General features: G+C 35.2%; 24 protein-coding genes. All 24 read left to right on the top strand.

Going from position 1 to position 18,270, the window contains the following annotated elements; genetic code table 11:
• Positions 1-4: 4 nt before the first annotated feature.
• Entirely contained in the window at positions 5-280 is a 276-nt protein-coding gene (locus tag IX290_RS03135; RefSeq protein WP_249168825.1) for a DUF6275 family protein, read from the top strand.
• A 33-nt stretch (positions 281-313) separates the two neighbouring features.
• Positions 314-1,588, top strand: a complete 1,275-nt coding sequence (locus tag IX290_RS03130; protein ID WP_211491750.1) for an N-6 DNA methylase — start codon at positions 314-316, stop codon at positions 1,586-1,588.
• Positions 1,542-1,994 carry a hypothetical protein gene (locus IX290_RS03125; protein WP_211491749.1) on the top strand — a complete coding sequence of 151 codons (453 nt, stop codon included), beginning with the start codon at positions 1,542-1,544 and terminating at the stop codon, positions 1,992-1,994. Before IX290_RS03130 ends, IX290_RS03125 begins: the two co-directional genes overlap by 47 nt.
• A gap of 45 nt (positions 1,995-2,039) precedes the next feature.
• Complete coding sequence (locus IX290_RS03120; RefSeq protein ID WP_349290735.1) at positions 2,040-3,611, top strand: phage portal protein; 1,572 nt, start codon at positions 2,040-2,042, stop codon at positions 3,609-3,611.
• A complete protein-coding gene (locus IX290_RS03115; RefSeq protein ID WP_211491747.1) occupies positions 3,559-4,584 on the top strand; it encodes a head maturation protease, ClpP-related in 1,026 nt (341 codons plus the stop codon). The genes IX290_RS03120 and IX290_RS03115 overlap by 53 nt, the downstream gene beginning before the upstream one ends.
• A 1-nt stretch (position 4,585) precedes the next feature.
• The gene (locus IX290_RS03110; protein ID WP_211491746.1) at positions 4,586-4,921 is read left to right on the top strand and encodes a hypothetical protein; all 336 of its coding nucleotides are present in this window, start codon (positions 4,586-4,588) and stop codon (positions 4,919-4,921) included.
• Positions 4,921-5,934 (top strand): major capsid protein, encoded by a 1,014-nt coding sequence (locus IX290_RS03105; protein WP_211491745.1) that lies wholly within the window; start codon positions 4,921-4,923, stop codon positions 5,932-5,934. The genes IX290_RS03110 and IX290_RS03105 overlap by 1 nt, the downstream gene beginning before the upstream one ends.
• A gap of 11 nt (positions 5,935-5,945) precedes the next feature.
• Entirely contained in the window at positions 5,946-6,197 is a 252-nt protein-coding gene (locus IX290_RS03100; RefSeq protein ID WP_211491744.1) for a hypothetical protein, read from the top strand.
• A gap of 14 nt (positions 6,198-6,211) precedes the next feature.
• Complete coding sequence (locus IX290_RS03095) at positions 6,212-6,544, top strand: hypothetical protein (protein ID WP_211491743.1); 333 nt, start codon at positions 6,212-6,214, stop codon at positions 6,542-6,544.
• Between the two features lie 20 nt (positions 6,545-6,564).
• Positions 6,565-7,131 carry a hypothetical protein gene (locus tag IX290_RS03090; RefSeq protein WP_211491742.1) on the top strand — a complete coding sequence of 189 codons (567 nt, stop codon included), beginning with the start codon at positions 6,565-6,567 and terminating at the stop codon, positions 7,129-7,131.
• Complete coding sequence (locus IX290_RS03085) at positions 7,128-7,601, top strand: hypothetical protein (RefSeq protein ID WP_211491741.1); 474 nt, start codon at positions 7,128-7,130, stop codon at positions 7,599-7,601. Before IX290_RS03090 ends, IX290_RS03085 begins: the two co-directional genes overlap by 4 nt.
• 55 nt (positions 7,602-7,656) lie before the next feature.
• Positions 7,657-7,833, top strand: a complete 177-nt coding sequence (locus tag IX290_RS03080; protein WP_211491740.1) for a hypothetical protein — start codon at positions 7,657-7,659, stop codon at positions 7,831-7,833.
• Complete coding sequence (locus IX290_RS03075; RefSeq protein ID WP_211491739.1) at positions 7,826-9,265, top strand: phage tail sheath protein; 1,440 nt, start codon at positions 7,826-7,828, stop codon at positions 9,263-9,265. Before IX290_RS03080 ends, IX290_RS03075 begins: the two co-directional genes overlap by 8 nt.
• A gap of 16 nt (positions 9,266-9,281) precedes the next feature.
• Positions 9,282-9,806: a phage major tail tube protein gene (locus tag IX290_RS03070; protein WP_211491738.1), complete on the top strand. Its 525-nt coding sequence runs from the start codon at positions 9,282-9,284 to the stop codon at positions 9,804-9,806.
• Between the two features lie 23 nt (positions 9,807-9,829).
• The gene (locus tag IX290_RS03065) at positions 9,830-10,162 is read left to right on the top strand and encodes a hypothetical protein (protein ID WP_211491737.1); all 333 of its coding nucleotides are present in this window, start codon (positions 9,830-9,832) and stop codon (positions 10,160-10,162) included.
• Positions 10,163-10,338: 176 nt separating this feature from the next.
• Complete coding sequence (locus tag IX290_RS03060; RefSeq protein ID WP_211491736.1) at positions 10,339-13,089, top strand: phage tail tape measure protein; 2,751 nt, start codon at positions 10,339-10,341, stop codon at positions 13,087-13,089.
• Positions 13,089-13,301 carry a tail protein X gene (locus tag IX290_RS03055; RefSeq protein ID WP_349290736.1) on the top strand — a complete coding sequence of 71 codons (213 nt, stop codon included), beginning with the start codon at positions 13,089-13,091 and terminating at the stop codon, positions 13,299-13,301. Before IX290_RS03060 ends, IX290_RS03055 begins: the two co-directional genes overlap by 1 nt.
• Before the next feature lie 48 nt (positions 13,302-13,349).
• Positions 13,350-14,072 (top strand): contractile injection system protein, VgrG/Pvc8 family, encoded by a 723-nt coding sequence (locus IX290_RS11610; protein WP_349290737.1) that lies wholly within the window; start codon positions 13,350-13,352, stop codon positions 14,070-14,072.
• The gene (locus tag IX290_RS03045; protein WP_211491734.1) at positions 14,069-14,578 is read left to right on the top strand and encodes a hypothetical protein; all 510 of its coding nucleotides are present in this window, start codon (positions 14,069-14,071) and stop codon (positions 14,576-14,578) included. The genes IX290_RS11610 and IX290_RS03045 overlap by 4 nt, the downstream gene beginning before the upstream one ends.
• Before the next feature lie 25 nt (positions 14,579-14,603).
• On the top strand, positions 14,604-14,990 hold the full coding sequence (locus tag IX290_RS03040) for a phage baseplate protein (protein ID WP_249168957.1): 387 nt from the start codon (positions 14,604-14,606) through the stop codon (positions 14,988-14,990).
• Complete coding sequence (locus IX290_RS03035) at positions 14,987-15,535, top strand: phage tail protein (RefSeq protein ID WP_211491732.1); 549 nt, start codon at positions 14,987-14,989, stop codon at positions 15,533-15,535. The genes IX290_RS03040 and IX290_RS03035 overlap by 4 nt, the downstream gene beginning before the upstream one ends.
• A 302-nt stretch (positions 15,536-15,837) precedes the next feature.
• Entirely contained in the window at positions 15,838-16,950 is a 1,113-nt protein-coding gene (locus IX290_RS03030; RefSeq protein WP_211491782.1) for a baseplate J/gp47 family protein, read from the top strand.
• Entirely contained in the window at positions 16,947-17,588 is a 642-nt protein-coding gene (locus IX290_RS03025) for a phage tail protein (protein WP_211491731.1), read from the top strand. Before IX290_RS03030 ends, IX290_RS03025 begins: the two co-directional genes overlap by 4 nt.
• A partial coding sequence (locus IX290_RS03020) for a phage tail protein (protein WP_211491730.1) occupies positions 17,585-18,270 on the top strand: 686 nt, incomplete at its 3' end. The genes IX290_RS03025 and IX290_RS03020, both read left to right, overlap by 4 nt.

The raw sequence follows: 18,270 nt of genomic DNA, 5'->3' as shown, positions 1-18,270 counted from the left end.
AAGTATGGAGGTTAGTATGGACAGTAAAAAATTTATTGAGTTAAGTAAAAAAGAAATAGTTGATTATTTTAACAGCAGAGTAGAGAAAACAGATAATAAGAAATTAACTATGGATGATGTTTTCGTGGTATGGAGCTGCAAAGTACTGCAGAATAACAAGGCACTACTATCTACTACAGTAAGCGATGGGATGTACTACGAAGTGACTCTGAATGGAGATAAACAAGAACTTTATTTAGATGCCTATAAAAAATGGGAAAATGTGTGCGTAAAGATATAATAGTGGAACCATACCAGTATAGGAGGTGAGAACATGACCAGTGAAAAAGTAAATGAGATATTAGGAATAAAGGACTCTTATAAAATGCCGGATACTCTGTTAAGTAAATTATTAAGTGAGGAAAAGGAAACACTTCTTAATAAATTCATGGAGTTGGGAGAACCACTTGACCATGATTGGTTTACTGAATACTATCAGTCGGAGCATTCTGATAGAGACCGACTAAAACAGGATTTTACACCAGATTGTGTCTGTGAAATTGTATCAAGGCTTACGGATCAGCAGGGATTGACTGGCGATATTTGTGCTGGTACTGGAGGTCTGACGTTGAAGCAATGGCAAAAAGGAGCTGATAATTTCTATTGTCTTGAATATTCGGGTCGTGCAATTCCTATTCTCCTATTTAATATGTGTATAAGAAATACCAACGCAATTATAATACACGGGGACGCCTTAACAAGAGAGGTTTTTAATTGCTATAAGTTAACTAAAACTGATAAATATAGTGACATTGAAGTTCTTACAGAAGTTCCAGAGATGAAGATGGATACTATAATATCTAATCCACCGTATTCGTTAAAATGGGATGCTGCTAAGGAAAGACAGGAAGAAAATAGGTTTAAAGACTATGGACTAGCTCCAAAGAGTAAAGCTGACTATGCATTTCTGTTAGATTCGTTGGATAGATTAGAAGAAACCGGGACACTGGTCGCAATATTACCACACGGAGTATTATTTCGTGGTGGAACAGAAGAGAAAATCAGAACTAGGTTAATTCAAAATAATCTAATAGACACCATAATAGGACTACCGGACAAGTTATTTTTAAACACTGGAATACCAGTTTTAATAATGATTCTAAAAAAGAATCGAACAAGGAAAGACATACTATTTGTGGATTGTTCTAAGGACTATGAAAAAGACGGTGCTACTAATTTTATGACTGATATCCATATCAATAGACTCATAGAATCAGTGGAACAAAGAAAGTTTATTGATAAGTATGCAGCTGTATGCCTGATTAATGAAGTTGAAAGAAATGATTATAACTTAAATATTCCCCGATATGTGGATACTTTTGAGCCTGAAGTTCTACCTTATACACTTGAAGAAGCTATAGAAGGACTGGCTGTATTAGATAAAGAGATTCTTGATACCGAAATAGAGTTAGTAAATATGATGAAAGATTTAACAGCTGGAACAGTAGAAAAAAGACGGGAAATAGAAACAGTAACAAATCAGATGGAGGAATTAGTGGAAAATGGAAAAGATAAACTTGAACAAATGCAGTTGGAAATCAATACTTGATATTGGCGATGTGGAAAGAGCTATTAAAGGCAAGACATACCCCGCAAAGAGCATACTTATACCACTATCAGCGATGATAAGTACACCTATGGAAATACTTGAAAATTCAGGAGAGGTCGAAACTAAGTATGCAGTATTAGTTGTTGCGGAGGATCATAATCCTAAATACATATTTACAAGTATGGAACGTGATTGGAATAGATTTATAACTAAATATGCGACTACGATAAACCTGCAATTTGACGCATTAAAAAATTTTATAATTCCAGTCCATGATAAGCCAACTCAAGATTATATAGCTTACAGAATAAATTTAATAGATACAGCACTGGAGAAGGAAAAAAAACTAATAGAGAGGACAACTATTGTGAAAAAGCATTTACTAAATGATATGTTTGTATCATAAAGGAGGAGGTGAGAAATAAGATTGAAGTTATTAGAAAAAGCAATCGTGCAGATAAGTCCCAGCTGGGCTTTAAAAAGGCAACTTGCTCGACAACATTTAGCTGTATTAAACACCGGGTATAGTAACCATGGGGCTTCAACAACTAAAAGTTCTATGCTCGGGTGGTTAAGCCGTGGTGGTGGAGTTAAAAACGACATATACAAGAATAGAGATAGGCTTGTGGAACGTTCCAGGGACTTATACATGGGAGCACCAACTGCAACTGGAGTAATTAAAACGATTGTATCAAATACAGTTGGGAGTGGATTACGTCTTAAGTCCGCTATTGATTATGAATTATTAGGGCTCGACGAAAACACAGCAGAAGAGATAGAAACACAAATTGAAAGAGAATTTAGACTATGGTCAGAGAGTAAAATTGACCAAAATGGATTGCTAGATTTTTATCAAGTGCAGGATCTTGTATTTTTAACTGTGTTACTTAGTGGAGAATGCTTTATTAAACTTAATTATTTTGAAACACCTCGGAATCCATATCATTTGAAGTTACTAGTGATAGAACCTGATAGGGTTTTAACTCCAAATGATAAGACTAACGACAAGAGTGTTATTTGTGGAGTTCAGCTTGATAAAAAAACTAATTGGATAACTGGATACTACGTTGCTAAAGAACATCCATTGGATACTTATAGCGGCTCGACTGATACTGTGTATGTACCAGTCTATGGAAAATCTAATCAACGTAATATTATACATTTGATTAATCCGGAACGACCTGAGCAGCTTAGAGGAGTTCCACTGCTTTCACCTGTTATCGAGGCACTTAAGCAACTTGATAGATATACAGATGCCGAGTTAATGGCAGCAGTTATTTCAGGAATGTATGCGGTATTTATAGAATCCGATAAAGACAATGTAACACCAGCAGACATAGGAGAGCAATCTATAGTTAGTCCAGAAGAGTCTGTTGTCTCATCATCATATGATGACGATGATACAGGAGCACTGGATATAGAAATGACTCCAGGAATGATAGTAGGGTTTAGACCAGGAGAAAGAGCTAATCCAAATAACCCAGGAAGACCTAATGCTCAGTTTGACCCATTTGTAACTGCAATATTACGCCAGATAGGGGCAGCATTGGAAGTACCTTATGAGCTTCTTGTGAAACATTTCAGTGCAAGTTACTCAGCATCTCGAGCAGCCTTGCTGGAGGCATGGAAGATGTTTAGGAAACGCCGTGACTGGTTTGCATCCAATTTTACACAATTGATATACCAGGAGTGGCTAAGAGAAGCAGTTTTAAGGGGTAGAATTGAATTATATAATTTTGGAACTGATCCTTTATATGATAAGGCTTGGAGTACAGCCCAATGGAATGGCCCAAGTCAAGGACAAATAGATCCACTCAAGGAAGCTAAAGCAAGTGCGTTGAAAATTCAGGAAGGACTATCCACACGTTCACGGGAATCTGTTGAATTGAACGGTGGAGATTTTGAGCAGAATGTAAGAATATTAGCAAAGGAACAAAAAATATTAAAAGAAAAAGGAGTGACGTTAGGAAATGCCAAAAATGATGAATCAGAAGAAAAAGTTCTGGAACCTAGTGAAGAATGAAGACGGGAAAACCGCTGAAATGACACTGTATGGTTCTATTGGTAGTGATGACTTTTGGGATGATATTACAGACAAAAAGTTTAAATCAGATATTGAGGGGCTTGGAGATGTGGAAGAGATTAATCTGCACATCAATAGTCCAGGAGGAAATGCATTTGCAGCTGTGGCAATAGCTAATACTTTAAAATCACATAAGGCGAATGTTACTGCTTATATTGATGGACTAGCTGCAAGTGCTGCAACAATAATTACTTCAGCTTGTGATAATGTAAAAATGCCTAAAAATGCTTTATTTATGATACACAACCCTTGGATTTTTGCTGCTGGAAGTTCTCAGGACTTACAAAAAGCAGCAGACATGCTTGATAAAGTGAAAGAGTGTATAGTGGCAACCTACACAAAGAAAACAGGAAAAACTAAGGACGAGTTATCACAGCTGATGGATGAAGAAACGTGGATGACAGCGGTTGAAGCTAAAAACAATGGATTTGTGGATGAAATACTTGAGTCTGATGAGGATATAAAGAATGTAAGTAATTATTTAATTGTAAATAATATGGCATTTGATTTGAGTAAATTTGATAATTATAAACCAGAGGAGCCGGCACCGGCGCCAACACAATCACAAACAGATACTATTACAGTAGATATGCTGAAAGATAAATATAAAGATGTGTACGAAGCTGTTAAGAATGAAGGTGTTCAAGCAGAAAGAAATAGATTAAAGGCTATCGATGAAATTAATATAAAAAATCATGCAGACTTAGTGTTTGACGCGAAATACAACAGTATACAAACTATTGAATCGCTATCAGTAGAGCTGGTTAAACTTCAACAGAAAGAGAATGAAGAAAAAGCAAAAATGTTAGGAGACGATAATTTAAACTTTGGAATGAAAGACCCAAAGAATGAAAATTCGCAAGTCAATGCAATTGTGGCATTTATGAATAAAAAATTAAAGGAGGTCAAATAGTATGGCATTTGTAGAAAAAGGGAATGTATATGAGTATGACCAGTTATTGTCTGGTACTGGTCATAAGGTAATGGAATTAGCAATTAGTAACAAAAAAGTTGAAAGAGGGCAGGTAGTTACTGCAGACGGTTCTATGACTACTGACGCATCTGACGCATTTGGCGTAGTTTTAGAAACTGTTGACGCTTCATCTGGAACTGGAAAAACTACTGTAGTAGTAGCTGGAGAAGTTATAGCAGAGGGGCTAAAAGTTACAGGGGGCACAATTGACGCAACAGTGATACAAAATCTTAGAAAAATTGGAATTTATGTTAAAAAATTAGGAGGTAGATATTAATGCCAGCAGTAATTGAATTTTTAGGAGTTTATGATCAACAGGTTATTAAACCTACGAGCTTTATAAAAGATATGTTTTTCGCTACACACAAGGCTCACGAGAAACAAAAATTTGAAATTGAATACAAAAAAGGTGGGCAATTAGTTGCACCATTCGTATCTGAGCTTATTCCGGGTACTGAAATGATAAAAAGAAGTTATGAAAGCAGATACTACAAGGCGCCAAAGGTTGCACCAAAAAGAACATTTACAGGACACGAACTATTCTTTGATAAGATCCCAGGGGAAACTATTTATGGTGGATATTCTCCAGAAGAGAAAAAAGCAAAGTTATTAGGAGAATCATACGCTGAGTTTGAAGACCAAATTACAAGAAGAGAAGAACTGATGTGTATAGACGTGCTATATACTGGAAAAGTAGTAGTAAAAGGTGAAGGCGTAGAAGATGAAATCAATTATGGAAAAATTAAAGAAGTGTCAGTTACAAATAAATGGAACACTGATAAAGCTACTATTGCAGCTGATATTTCATCAACAATAAGTGAAATAGGAGAAACTACAGGACAAAAAGTAGAACTGATAGTTATGGATCCGGTGGCGGCTAGATTATTCGCAGACAATGAAAAAATACAAAAGCTATTAGATATTAGAAATTTTGAAGCTGGAAAAATAGCACCAAAAGACCTTCCAGCTGGAGCAACTTATGTTGGTGCATTAGCTCCACATAATATCCCAATATACTCATACCAAACACAAGTACAGATATTAAATGAAGACGGAAAAACATATAAAGTTGAGAAAAAAATACCAGAAGGTTCAGTATTATTTGCGCCATCAAAGAATGTACTGCACTACGGAGCAGCTGTCGACGTTACAAAAGGAATTATTCAAGCTGAAAGAGTACCATTTGAAGATACTGATTCAAAAGCTAATACAGTTGAAGTAAGAACAGAATCAAGACCGCTACCTGTTCCGTTTGATATTGACGCAATCAGAGTATTAAAAGTTAAATAGGAGGGAGATAAATGGAGTATAAAGTTCTTAAGCCAATACTATATGCTGGTAAGATATATAATCCAGGAGAGAAAGTAGAAATCCTGGAGAGCAAAATAGCAGAAGAGAGTATAGGCAAGAATCTTATAGAAATAGAAAAGATTCCAGTAGTTCCAACAGTAGATGAAATTGCAGCACCTGCAGAGGAGAAGAAAGAGGAGATTACTGAAGATGGGACTACCAAAGGAAAAAGTAACGGTAACGGTAAAGGTGGAAAAAGATAATTAAGGGGTGCACTATGGATTTTAAAAAAATTTTACAAAGTGACATAGATGCTGTCTTTATAAATGAATTAGAATTTGCTGATGATCATATTGTAGGGGATAAAATTACAAAGTGCGTATTGGATGAAGAGAGATTTCAGACTAAACAGAATAATCGTATTAATTCATTAACAGATGAAGGTGTTTACCTGGAGGGACTTACTATGTTTATAGCAAGTTCCTTTTTTAATTGTCTTCCGCATGCTGGTGAAATTATTTTACTGGATAATAAAAAATATACTGTAATTTCTTGTAAATCAGATATGGGCATAGCTGAAATAGATTTAGTTAATTATTCGGAGGTGTAAGTGTAATGGTTAAGCTGGAGATGGATGTTACAACACTTGAAAAAACCGCAGAAGCAATGGATTTAACAACTAAAGAAGTTAGGAAGTGTATTTCAAGGGCGTTAAATAGGACATTAACATCAACCAGAGCGGAGCAGATTAGACAAACTAGAGAAAATTATACCATTAGCGCCACTAAGCTTCGGAATTCTATAAATCTATTTACATCCAATAGCAATAATTTAAAAGCTAAGTTAATCAGTTCCGGGAGGCCGATAGGTCTTGATCATTTCAAATTATCTCCAAAAAAAAGACTTAAAAGGCCTAGAACACTAATGATTGAAGTAAAAAAGGGGGAGTTGAAATCACTTCCCCATAGCTTTATAGCTTATAAAGACGGCAAACTGGGTGCATTTTCAAGAACTGGAAGGTTTAAAACAATTCCAGGAAAAAAAGGAAGTATACAACGGGAGATAATTAGAAGATTATATTCAGCTTCAGAGCCTCAGATGTTAGGAAATACTAATATAATTAATTATTTACAAGGGTATGCAGATGAAAAATTCACTGAGAGACTGGAGCATGAATTGGATAGGGTGATTAAATGATATCGGATGTTGAAAAGAGTCTATTTCAATTTTTAAAAGGTATATTGACTGATAAAGGTGTGAATGTGTATAGAGGAGTACTGCCAGATAATAATCATCTGGATAGAGAAAATGGAAAGAAAACAAATGAGTATTTTCCTTTTGTCCTGATTAGAATATCACACTTTGAACAGTCTAGGAGTGGTATAGACGTATACGATGCTTTTGCAGATATAGAACTTTGGATTGGTACAAAAGAACAAGACTATTTAGAGCATTTAGAGCTGGGAGATTACTTAAGGGGTAAGTTCCTGGAGACAAGTACTATTGATGGAAAGTATGCTGTTAAGCAAGAGATACCTTTTTCTGTTGACTTCTATGCAGATGATAAAGAGCCTTTTTATTTCTCGACTGCTAGATTTAGAGTATCGTGCCCAGCTACTCAGTCAGAAATAATAAATAAAGAATTGAATAGATTAATAGGACGGTGAGAGATGAATGAAAGCATATATTTATGTTGGTAAGAATTTAATATTGCCCGAATTTATGTTAGTCAGAGGAGTAGTGTACAAAGGAATAAAAATAGATAATCTTATTAGTAAGTATCCGTTACTAACAAGGATATTGATTCCAGTAGAAGAGTATAAATTCTCAGACATAGCAGAAAATAAGGCATTTTATGATGAGATAGTAAATGAAATAGGAGGTATAAAAAATGTATAAACATGGTACATATCAAGTTGAAGGCGCTACTCCGTTACAGCTACCTGTTGTACTTGATTACGGACACTTTATAGTAGGGATGGCACCAATTAATCAAGTAAAAAAGGAAAATAGAAAGATTAATGATGTAGTTAGAGTAGGGACATATAAAGAAGCATTAGAGTATTTTGGAAATACACATGATATGGATTTCTCGATATCTCAAGCGATAAAATGTTTCTTTGAATTGTATGCAGTGGCTCCACTTTATATTGTAAATATTTTGGATCCAGAAAAACATAAAGGAGAAAAGAAAACATTATCAGCGCAGAATCTCGTAAGAGGTAAGATAGTTATTCCATCTCAGAAAGTTATTCCAGAAACAGTAGTTGTACAAAAGACATCAGGAAAACAAACAGTGTCAGATGTTCAAATGCAATTCACGTCGGAAGGGCTTGAATTAAGTGTCAAACTGGATGAACAAGGGACAGTAGATATAGAATATTACGAAGTAGATTTATCAAAAGTTAAGAAATCAGACGCAATAGGTGGATATGATGCCGACAGTATGAAGAGAACAGGGCTTGAGCTAGTTAATGAAGTATTTTTAAAATATTCAGAGCTTCCAGCATTTATTGATATTCCTGACTTCTCAGGTGAAAGCGATGTAGCAGCAATCATGGAAACCAAAGCTAAAACACTTAATGGTGGAATGTTTGAATCAATGGCACTTATTAATGCCGATATAACTAAAAAATACGATGAGTTATCGGAGTGGAAAGATACTAATAATATCATAGGGAATGACCAGATAATTCTATACGGGGGAATTAAATTAGCTGGGGAAGTATATCACCAGTCAATTCATTATGCGGCTTTATCATTGAAGGTAGACGGGGAAAATAATGGAGTACCTAGTCAAGGGCCTTCAAATTATTCATACAAAATGGACGCATTTGTATGGAAAAAAGGAAAAGAGTATGAAGAAGTTAGACTTGATAAAGAGCAGCAGGCGAACTTTTTAAATAAAAATGGAGTCGTAACTGCGATTAATTTCAAGGGATGGAGATGCTGGGGTTCAGAGACAGCTAAAAATCCATTAGCTACGGATCCAAAAGATAAGTATATCTATGGAAGAAGAATGTTTAAATACATAGGAAATGAATTAGTTCTTTCTTACTTCAATAATGTAGATAAAAAATTCACTTTAAAATTAGCTGAAACAATGGAGAAGTCTATGAACTTAAGACTTAATGCCTTAGTGGCATCTGATAACTTATTATCAGGAAAAGTTGCATTCTATGCAGATGATAATAGTTTAATTGATATTATAAATGGCGATATAACTTGGACAATTCAATTAGGAATTATTCCAGGAGCTAAATCAATCACATTTAAAAAGGTTTACGATGTGGAAGCACTTATGGCCTTTGCAAACAGCTTAGCAGCTTAATAAGGAGGGATAGTAAATGGCAAAAGATAAAATACCAGCGGCATTAGTTGACGCTGAAGTATATTTGAATGGGTCAAATTCTCTAGCAGGAGTAGCAGAAGTGGAATTACCCGTTGTGGAAATGGTAACTGTAAATATTGAGCAGATGGGAATGACTGCTGAATTAGAAGCGCCACTCATGGGGCATTATAAAAAGTTGGATGCTAAGATAAAAATGGACAGTATAGATGATTCAATGGAGTCAATTGATACTACTAAAGCAATTCTAGTAGAATGCAAGGGTGGAGCTCAGGCAATGGATAAAGCTTCGCAAGGTCCTAAATTATACGGAATTGACGCAACTATTAAAGGACTGATAAAAAAGATGGAAGGGCCAAAGCTAAAGCCTACTGGAAAACTAGAAACAACAATTGAAATGGCTGTAAGTTACTACAAATTAACAATTGGAAATAAGACAATAATTGAAATAGATGTACTAAATAATAAATCTACGGCATTAGGTACAAAGAATGATGAACTTAGAAGATTAATGGGATTATAGCATTTATAGAGGAGGAGTAAAATATGATAATAAAATTGACTCAAAAGTATAATTTAGGTGGAAAAGAATTCGAGGAATTTAATTTGGATCTGGATCAGCTTACAGGTAAGGATTTAGTTCAGTGTGAAAAAGAGTTTAAACTTAGAAACAGGGAAACTGCTGCTGTGAAAGAGTTGGAAGATACTTGGGCAGTTACAGTTGCAGCCTTTGCATTAGGTGTAAAGTATGGAGATTTACTAACTTTAAAAGCAGAAGACTATTTACAAGTGGTTGGTAAAACACGTCTTTTTTTGAGCAAAGGTTGGGCAGACCAGAAACCGAAAACAAATTCTGGAACAGAAGTTACTGGAGCATAGTATACCAGGATTTGATAGTTGATTTAACACAAGTATTAAATCACTTCAAGCTGAATATAGGCTGCAATGATTTACAGGAATGCAGCCTGTACGAGCTTGATTATTGGGTAGATAGAGCTCAAACCTTAGTTCAGGAAGAGCAGGAGCGAATAAAAAATAAATAGGGAGGTGAGTTGATGGCTAAACAGATGGATTTGCAATGGATTATGGGAGTTGCTGGAGTTGCTGAGGTAGTAGATAGCTTTAAAAAAGTAAGTAGTACAACTAAAGATATGGCTGAGCAAAATAAGGTTTTATCAAAGACGCAGAAAAAACTTGAGAATTTAGACAAAGTAAAGAAGAATTATGAAGGGCTAAATAAGGAGTATCTTAATGCTTGTAGCAATCTGAAAAAGTTAAAGACTGAGTACGAAAGAACAGGCGGACAGAACGCCCAATTTGCTAAGCATGTAAAGGACGCAGAAAAGTATGTTGATAGATTAAATAAACAGAAAGAACGTCAAAGACACGTGTTTGAAGCTGCACGTTCAGCATTAGAGAAAGAAGGATATACTCTTGAAAATTACAAGAGTAAACTAGCTGATGTAAATAAGCAACTGGCAAAACAACAGGAATATGAAAAAACATTGACGAGAATAAAGAAAAACAATGATTTGGCTAAACAATTTTCAGATAAAGGTGGTAAGCAAATAGCCCGAGGTCTTAAAATTGGAGCAACTCTCCTTATACCTGTCAAACTTTATGCGGATCTGGAAGAGTCCCAAGCAGACTTGAAAAAAATGATTGATTTTAAAGATAAGGCCGAAGAGGAAGCCTATTTTGCTCAAATCAGAAAGCTATCAGAGAATTCGCCTCTTAAGCAAACAGAAGTTTATGAGATAGCCGGAGCTGCAGCACAATCCGGTGTGGCTAAGGAGGATATAGTGGCCTTTACTGAAAGAGCTATGAAATTAAAAGTGGCTTTTGATATGAGTACTGAAGCTGCTGGAGAATTTATAGCGAAGAGTAAAAATCAATTAGGTCTTACACAAAAACAAACATTTGCTTTTGCTGATGTAATTAACTATATGGCAGATAATACAGCTGCACATGCTGACCAGCTGGTAGAAATATCTAACCGGGTAGGAGGTCTAGCAAGGACACAAAATGTATCTAAAGAAGCAAACGTGGCATTTGGTGCTACATTACTGTCAATGGGTACAAGTGCAGAAGTAGCAAGTACTGGATTAAAACAATTGTATTTACAGCTTGGAAAGGGAGCCGATTCACAGAAAAAAGCAATCGCTTTCGAGTACTTAGGATTAAATCCAGATCAGGTACATAAGGATATGGCAAAAGACGCAGAAGGAACAATAATAAGAGTGCTTGAAAAAATTAATCAACTAAAGGCGGAAGATAAAGCAGCAGTGATTAATGATATATTTGGCGAGCAAGCAATCAACTCTGTAGCAACATTAGCTACAAACGTTGACAAGGTAAAGGAAAATCTTAAACTTGCAAAATCAGAGATGACAGAAGGCTCAGTAGATACTGAGTATGCTAATAGAATGAACACCCTTACAAACACTTTCAAGCAAGCATTTAACTCAATCTCTAATATATTAGCAGATATGGGTAAGAGCTTAGCTCCTGAGATAAAGGAAAGCTTGAAAAGTTTTACAGTTACACTTTCTAAGATTGCAAATTTTGTAAAGGAAAACCCTAAATTAACAATGGGCATAATGAAAGCAGTTGGAGCATTTGCACTATTTAGTATTACGGTAGGAGCTACCAATAAAATGATTGGTAATGTGATACCAATGTTCAGTTGGTTGAATAAAGGAATTGCAGCATTTAAACTTGGTGGTATTAGTAATGCCCTGCGTACTATGTTTCCATTATTATCTAAAACGTTTTCGTTCTTATTTGGTGGACTAATGAAGTTTGTAAAGATTATAAAAATAGTTGGGTTAGCCCTTAAAGCTGCATTTATAAGTAATCCTGTGGGACTAATGAAGTTTGTAAAGATTATAAAAATAGTTGGGTTAGCCCTTAAAGCTGCATTTATAAGTAATCCTGTGGGACTAATCATTCTAGCAGTAGTTGCTGCTATTGCTATTTTTGTAGTGTTGTATAAAAAAGTAGACTGGTTTAGAGCTGGAGTAATACGGATATTTAATGGCCTTAAACAGTATTTCACTGGAATCTGGAAAGTAATCAAAGGAGTATTTACTTTAAATTTTGGACTTATAAAAGAAGGCTTCGGAGATATGGTGGATGGATATGGTGATATATTTGGTGGCCTATTTGATATAATCTCAAATGTTTGGGATAGAATACTTGGGTTTTTAGAATCAATGTTTCCAGGTATAACCGAAAGAATTCAGTCTTTACTGGAGAGTATTAAGAAGATTTTTGGCGGCCTATTTGATTACTTCAGAGGATTTTGGGAAATAGTAATAGGAATATTTACTGGAAACTTTGAACTTGTAAAGAAAGGGTTTGAGGACTTAATAGGTGGCATAAAGAAGATGTTTGACGGCTTAGTAGACATAGTTACAGGGGTATGGAATAAAATAACTGGACTATTTGATGATACTGACGAAAAGACGGAGCAGTTAAAGAATGCCGCAGAGAATGTAAAAACTACAGTCCCAGCGGAAGAATTTAAAAATTTAGCTACTTCAAGAAGTATCAGTATTGCTGGAAGTAATAGAAATATTTTACCGGGACCAGCTGACACTATGAAAGGAACAAAACTGGCTGTTACAGCTGCTAAATTAAATACTCAAGTTGCATCTTCTCCAACAAATATAGTATCCAAGGATAACAATCAGTTCACTATAAATATAACTGCTAACGGAGGAGATCCTAATGATATAGCTAATGCTGTTAAAAAAGCAATAGCTGAAATGGAGAATAAAAAGAAAAGGACGGCGATTATTTGATGAAAGTTAAAGTATACACAACTATAAGCGGCGATACCTGGGATTTAATCAGTTACAAGGTGTATGGCTCAGAAAAATATTTCACTAATCTTATCCGTGCTAATCCTGCACTGATAGGAATAGCAATATTTGACTCGGGAATTTCGATAATAGTTCCAGATATCCCGTTAGAAACATATCAGTCAGATACATTGCCACCATGGAAGAGGTGATTTGATGGGCTAGCTAGGAATATAAGAATTATAGTTTATTATGCTGGAGTGGATATAACTACTGAAATTCAAAATTCAATATCATCTCTTTCCTATACGGATAATTCCAGAAATGCAATTGATGATTTAACTCTCGAGCTTGAGAATTTTGACGGAAGATGGTTGGGGCCTTGGTATCCTGATGAAAATGCAAGGCTGTTAGTAGGATTATTACAAATTGATAATGGAGTGCCTAAGTTTTTAGATTTAGGCACTTTTTATGTTGATGAACCTACATTTTCTCCTAATCAATTAAGTTTAAAATGCTTAGCGCTACCGTTAGACCAGAACATCAGGCAACAGGAAAACAGTTCTTCCTGGGAGAAAATAACATTGAATGAATTAGTTGCTCAACTGGCGATAAAACATCAATTGAATGTGGAGTTTTATGCTGATGATATATATTTTGAACGACTAGACCAGGATAGAGAAACAGATATAGGATTTTTAAAACGTATATTAGATGAAAATGGGCTTAATTTAAAAATAGCTAATGATTCATTGATAATATTTGACGATGAGAAACAATATAATAATGGCGCTGAAAAAGAAGTTACAGCTGTATTTACGATGAATGATTACAGAATTAGGGACTATACACTTAGAAAAAAGAATAGAGATATATATGATCGTGTTGAAGTAAGCTATTATGATGCAGATAAAAAGCAGCATATTGTTGAGGTAATAACCAAAGAAGAATTACAGGAGCGGAATGAGGTGACTGTACAATGAGTGATGGAGGATATCTAGATTATAAGAAAAAGTATGCTGAAAAATCTAAGAAAGACAGAACTAAGAAAGATAGAACTAAAAAAATAAAGACAAAAGGAAAAAGTAGCGCAAGAAAAGTAGCTACAAAAGCATTAAGAGAAAGTTTAAAACAGGAATATACAATTAATCTAACAGTTGATGGAGATACTAAATATTGTGCTGGCTGCATAATAGAATTAGATAGCACATGGGGTAAATTTGCAGGTAAATACGAGATTAACAGGGTCGTACACACTGTGGATGGTGATTATGTATGCGATATAGAGGCTTACAGATTAAATGCCCTAGAAAGAGCAAAACAAAGGGTTATTAATGATGAAAAGGAAAAACTTAAGAATAAAGAAACTGATAAAAAATTAGAGTCTGAAAAAACTGGAGGTGTAAAAGGAAATGGTGGATATCTTGAAGCAAGGCGAAATAAACTCGGTGGACGTGAAAGCGGGGAAGGCGAGAGTGATATTTCCTGATAGGGACTATAAAATATCAGGATGGTTGAATATATTAGTCCCTTTTTCAGAGTCACACAAGGATAATTATGCATTGAAAGTGGGACAGACAGTAGTGGTTTTACAGCTTCCAGATATGTTGGAAGAAGGATACATTTTAGGCTGTCCAATGCGAGCGTCTGATATATCAGATAGTGAGGTAAGAAGAACATTTTCTGATGGAGGACTATACAAATACGACAATGGTACTCTTACACTTTCTCCAATAGCTAAGGTAGTTATAACAGCAGACGTTGAAATAACTAAAAATTTAAAAGTTGGAGGTAATACACTTACCATGGGAACAACTACTACAAGTGGATCACAATTAATTGACAGTCATACACATGGTGGAGTTGCTAAAGGTTCTGACAGAACCGGTGGTTTACAATGATGATTGGAAGCCTAGGAAATATAATATTTAGAGTCAGTTCCATGGATGTTTTTTCTATATCTAATGAAATAGAAAAAACAGTAAGAGCACGGATAACTGAGCATACTCCAGTATATGGTATTACCCAGCTCAGACACCAGGGAAGAGATCCAGTAGAAATTAAATTTGAAATTGAATTAATTTCAAGCCTTAGTCTTTTGACTCCTTCCATCCAGTTGAAACAGTTAGAAGATTTTATGTATTCAGGGAAATATGCTCCGTTAGTTATAGGGATGCAGGTAATGGGACAGTATCCATTTGTAATTACTGAGGTTACTAAAATAGCAAGACATTATAATCCTCTTATTGGCGATTTTGATAATATAAAACTGGAAGTAAATTTGAAGGAGTATGTGGATATTCCTGAGTACTATCAGTCGTATGATGAGTACTTTAAAAATAAGGCAGAAAGACTAAGTAGAGTAGGTCAGAATGAGTATGCCGAGAATTTACTGAAAGAAGAAGACAAGGATAAAATCATAGCACAGCAAAAGAAGGTGAAGTAAGTGTATAGAATTAAATCGAATGACTGTATAAATTACAATCCTAAGAATCAGATAGATGATATATTGAGGAAAGTTCACATGATTTTAAGAGTTTACAAATATGAGCAGCCTCTAATGCGTAACTTCTCAATTGACAGTGATGTAATCGATAAAAATATCAACGTCGTGAGGCACAAAATTTTTAATGACTTATTATCATCAGTACGGAAGTACGAACCAAGAGTTATTTTAAAGAATGTAGACGTGGAGCTGGAGCAAGATAATAATTTTAACATAATACTAGACCTGGAGGTGATGCAGTGATGAAAATAGGAGATGATTATCAAGCTATAGAAGTCGATGCGATTAAGAATAGGCAAATAGCAATTGATTACTATGAGAAAAAGACCGGGCTAAAACTGACAGAAGCAAGTCCTGAATTCCTTATTTTTTCAAGTGTGGCATATGCGTTAGCACTTAGAGAAGAGGAATATAATGACAAAATAAAACAGAATTATTTAAGGTTTGCGCGTGATGAAAGATTAGATCTGCAAGCGGAAGTTTATGGAGAACGTGGAGATAGAGTAATGCCACATCATGCCAGTGCAACGTTTGAGTTCAGTATATTATCAGAAAAACAAAAGGAGATTATTATACCAAAGGGCAGCCTTATAAAGTATAACAATTTATATTTCAGTACTATAGAAGAGTATAGAGTCCCAATAGGAGCTACCAGTGTTGAAGGAATAGCAAAGTGTACAACTCCAGGAGCTGACGCGAATGGAATAGAACCAGGAGCAATAACTACTATGGTGGATTTATACCTTTATTATAAAGATGTAAAAAACACAACTGCCACTAATGGTGGTACTGATATGGAGTCCGATGACTCATATAGGGAACGTATCAGAATGGTTCCTGATAGTTTTTCAGTTGCAGGACCAGATGGCGCATATAAGTTTTGGACATTTACAGTATCTCCTGAAATTACTGACGTAGAAGTAGGAAGTAATAAACCTTGTGAAGTGGATATATATCCATTAACAGCCAAGGGAAAACCGAGCCAGGAGTTAAAAAAAGAAATAGAAAAAGTTGTAAATGGAAGATACATAAGGCCATTGACTGATAAAGTTAACGTGTTGGATCCTGAGGAAGTTCAGTACAATATAAAACTAGATTACTATATAGCTTCAGAGAGTGGATTCAATGCTGGGCAAATAAAAAAGAAGGCACAAGATATAATTGATAAGTATGTTCTTGAGCAACGTAAGAAGCTAGGCCTGGATATAGTTCCGGACGACATAATTCACGCATTAAAGTCAGTAGGAGTTAAAAGAGTTGTAATATCAGAACCAGCATTTAAAAAAATAGCTAAGAACCAGTATACTGTTGCAAAGTCAATTAATCTGAATTATGCAGGAGTTGAAGACTTATGATAAAAAATAAGGATTTAAAGCTTACTGATATCGCAGCAGAATCAACTCTTTCTGATGAAAGAACTAGATTGATGTTCATGGCTATTGACGAAATGCTTAAGTACTCAGATACTAAAGTGCGTAAGCGTCTAGGCGTGTGGGATAGAATAGACAACATGACAGATGAAGAATTAAACTTGATGTTGTGGGGATTTTCTGATTTCAGGTTTGGAGTATCCACAGCAGAAAAGAGGGAAATAGTTCGAAAAGCTGTTCTTTTTAGAGCAACTAAAGGAACTATTGGAGTGCTGGAAGATATGTGCTCAATGTTGTACAAGGGATTTAAAGTGTCAGAATGGCCTGAGTATGATCCAGAAGGAAAAGAGAAAAGAGGAACTTTCAGAATAACAACCGATAAGAGGGTTGTGGATCCAGAGGAGTATAAAAGACTTATTCAGATTATTAATAAAAATAAAAATGTGCGAAGCCATCTGGATGTGGTGGAGTTACACCAGTATGGTGGAAGTAAATTATACGTTGGAGGTTATAAAGTATTTAATGTAGTGACTACTAAGGAAAAAAGGGTCGGAGATATTGATACTAAAGCACCTATTAATATTAAAGCATATAAGCAAATTATACAGGAGGTTAGCAAATGAAATTTAATGGAATAACTAAAGTAGGACAAGAATATCTAGCTAAGCAATTGGCAGCTAATAAACCAGTAGAATTTACAAAGATTAAATTTGGAGATGGAAAGCTGGATGATTATGATAACCCTGCTGAATTAACTAAGTTACAAAACTTAAAGGTCGAAAAGACAATTCTGAGAAAAGAACAGAAGGGAGAGACTGCCACTCTGACAACTTATTTGGATAACGTAAAATTGGAGACCGGGTATTATCCTAGAGAAATAGGAGTGTATATAAACGACAGTGGCCAAGAAAAACTATACTACTATATAAATGATGGGGATGAAACTTCATGGGTTCCACCTGAGAAAGACGGACCGTTTAAGATTGAAGTTAAAATCAATCTTATAGTATCAAATTCAGAATCAGTGATAGTGCATAATGACGGTAAAGACTTATATCTGACAAAGAACGATATGGATCTGCAGGTTAAAGAAACAACTGCAAGCATTGAAAAGAAAATGAAAGACTTTGATAAGGCCATATTAGGAAAATTTGACGGGGCATTCCCTCTTTCATCAGCGGCAGAGGGTAAAGTTTATTATTGCCAACCTAATGAGAAATTTTATAAATGCGTAAAAGCATACAGTGGGTCACAATTGACCAGTCCAAATGCAAATTTTACGGAAATAAATGTTTTTGACAACCG

This window comes from Fusobacterium sp. DD2 (assembly GCF_018205345.1).
GTDB lineage: Bacteria > Fusobacteriota > Fusobacteriia > Fusobacteriales > Fusobacteriaceae > Fusobacterium_A.
Note: the sequence above shows the minus strand (reverse complement) of the source record. Positions and strands in the feature narration are given on the sequence as shown.

What these genes read in the sequence shown, in the direction of transcription:
- IX290_RS03110 (WP_211491746.1), top strand. Translation starts at nt 4,586, where the DNA reads ATGGCATTTGTAGAAAAAGGGAATGTATATGAGTATGACCAGTTATTG.
- IX290_RS03035 (WP_211491732.1), top strand. Translation starts at nt 14,987, where the DNA reads ATGATGATTGGAAGCCTAGGAAATATAATATTTAGAGTCAGTTCCATG.
- IX290_RS03115 (WP_211491747.1), top strand. Translation starts at nt 3,559, where the DNA reads ATGCCAAAAATGATGAATCAGAAGAAAAAGTTCTGGAACCTAGTGAAG.
- IX290_RS03085 (WP_211491741.1), top strand. Translation starts at nt 7,128, where the DNA reads ATGATATCGGATGTTGAAAAGAGTCTATTTCAATTTTTAAAAGGTATA.
- IX290_RS03090 (WP_211491742.1), top strand. Translation starts at nt 6,565, where the DNA reads ATGGATGTTACAACACTTGAAAAAACCGCAGAAGCAATGGATTTAACA.
- IX290_RS03055 (WP_349290736.1), top strand. Translation starts at nt 13,089, where the DNA reads ATGAAAGTTAAAGTATACACAACTATAAGCGGCGATACCTGGGATTTA.
- IX290_RS03065 (WP_211491737.1), top strand. Translation starts at nt 9,830, where the DNA reads ATGATAATAAAATTGACTCAAAAGTATAATTTAGGTGGAAAAGAATTC.
- IX290_RS03060 (WP_211491736.1), top strand. Translation starts at nt 10,339, where the DNA reads ATGGCTAAACAGATGGATTTGCAATGGATTATGGGAGTTGCTGGAGTT.
- IX290_RS03135 (WP_249168825.1), top strand. Translation starts at nt 5, where the DNA reads ATGGAGGTTAGTATGGACAGTAAAAAATTTATTGAGTTAAGTAAAAAA.
- IX290_RS03125 (WP_211491749.1), top strand. Translation starts at nt 1,542, where the DNA reads ATGGAAAAGATAAACTTGAACAAATGCAGTTGGAAATCAATACTTGAT.
- IX290_RS03095 (WP_211491743.1), top strand. Translation starts at nt 6,212, where the DNA reads ATGGATTTTAAAAAAATTTTACAAAGTGACATAGATGCTGTCTTTATA.
- IX290_RS03070 (WP_211491738.1), top strand. Translation starts at nt 9,282, where the DNA reads ATGGCAAAAGATAAAATACCAGCGGCATTAGTTGACGCTGAAGTATAT.
- IX290_RS03030 (WP_211491782.1), top strand. Translation starts at nt 15,838, where the DNA reads ATGAAAATAGGAGATGATTATCAAGCTATAGAAGTCGATGCGATTAAG.
- IX290_RS03100 (WP_211491744.1), top strand. Translation starts at nt 5,946, where the DNA reads ATGGAGTATAAAGTTCTTAAGCCAATACTATATGCTGGTAAGATATAT.
- IX290_RS03105 (WP_211491745.1), top strand. Translation starts at nt 4,921, where the DNA reads ATGCCAGCAGTAATTGAATTTTTAGGAGTTTATGATCAACAGGTTATT.
- IX290_RS03045 (WP_211491734.1), top strand. Translation starts at nt 14,069, where the DNA reads ATGAGTGATGGAGGATATCTAGATTATAAGAAAAAGTATGCTGAAAAA.
- IX290_RS03080 (WP_211491740.1), top strand. Translation starts at nt 7,657, where the DNA reads ATGTTAGTCAGAGGAGTAGTGTACAAAGGAATAAAAATAGATAATCTT.
- IX290_RS03130 (WP_211491750.1), top strand. Translation starts at nt 314, where the DNA reads ATGACCAGTGAAAAAGTAAATGAGATATTAGGAATAAAGGACTCTTAT.
- IX290_RS03075 (WP_211491739.1), top strand. Translation starts at nt 7,826, where the DNA reads ATGTATAAACATGGTACATATCAAGTTGAAGGCGCTACTCCGTTACAG.
- IX290_RS03025 (WP_211491731.1), top strand. Translation starts at nt 16,947, where the DNA reads ATGATAAAAAATAAGGATTTAAAGCTTACTGATATCGCAGCAGAATCA.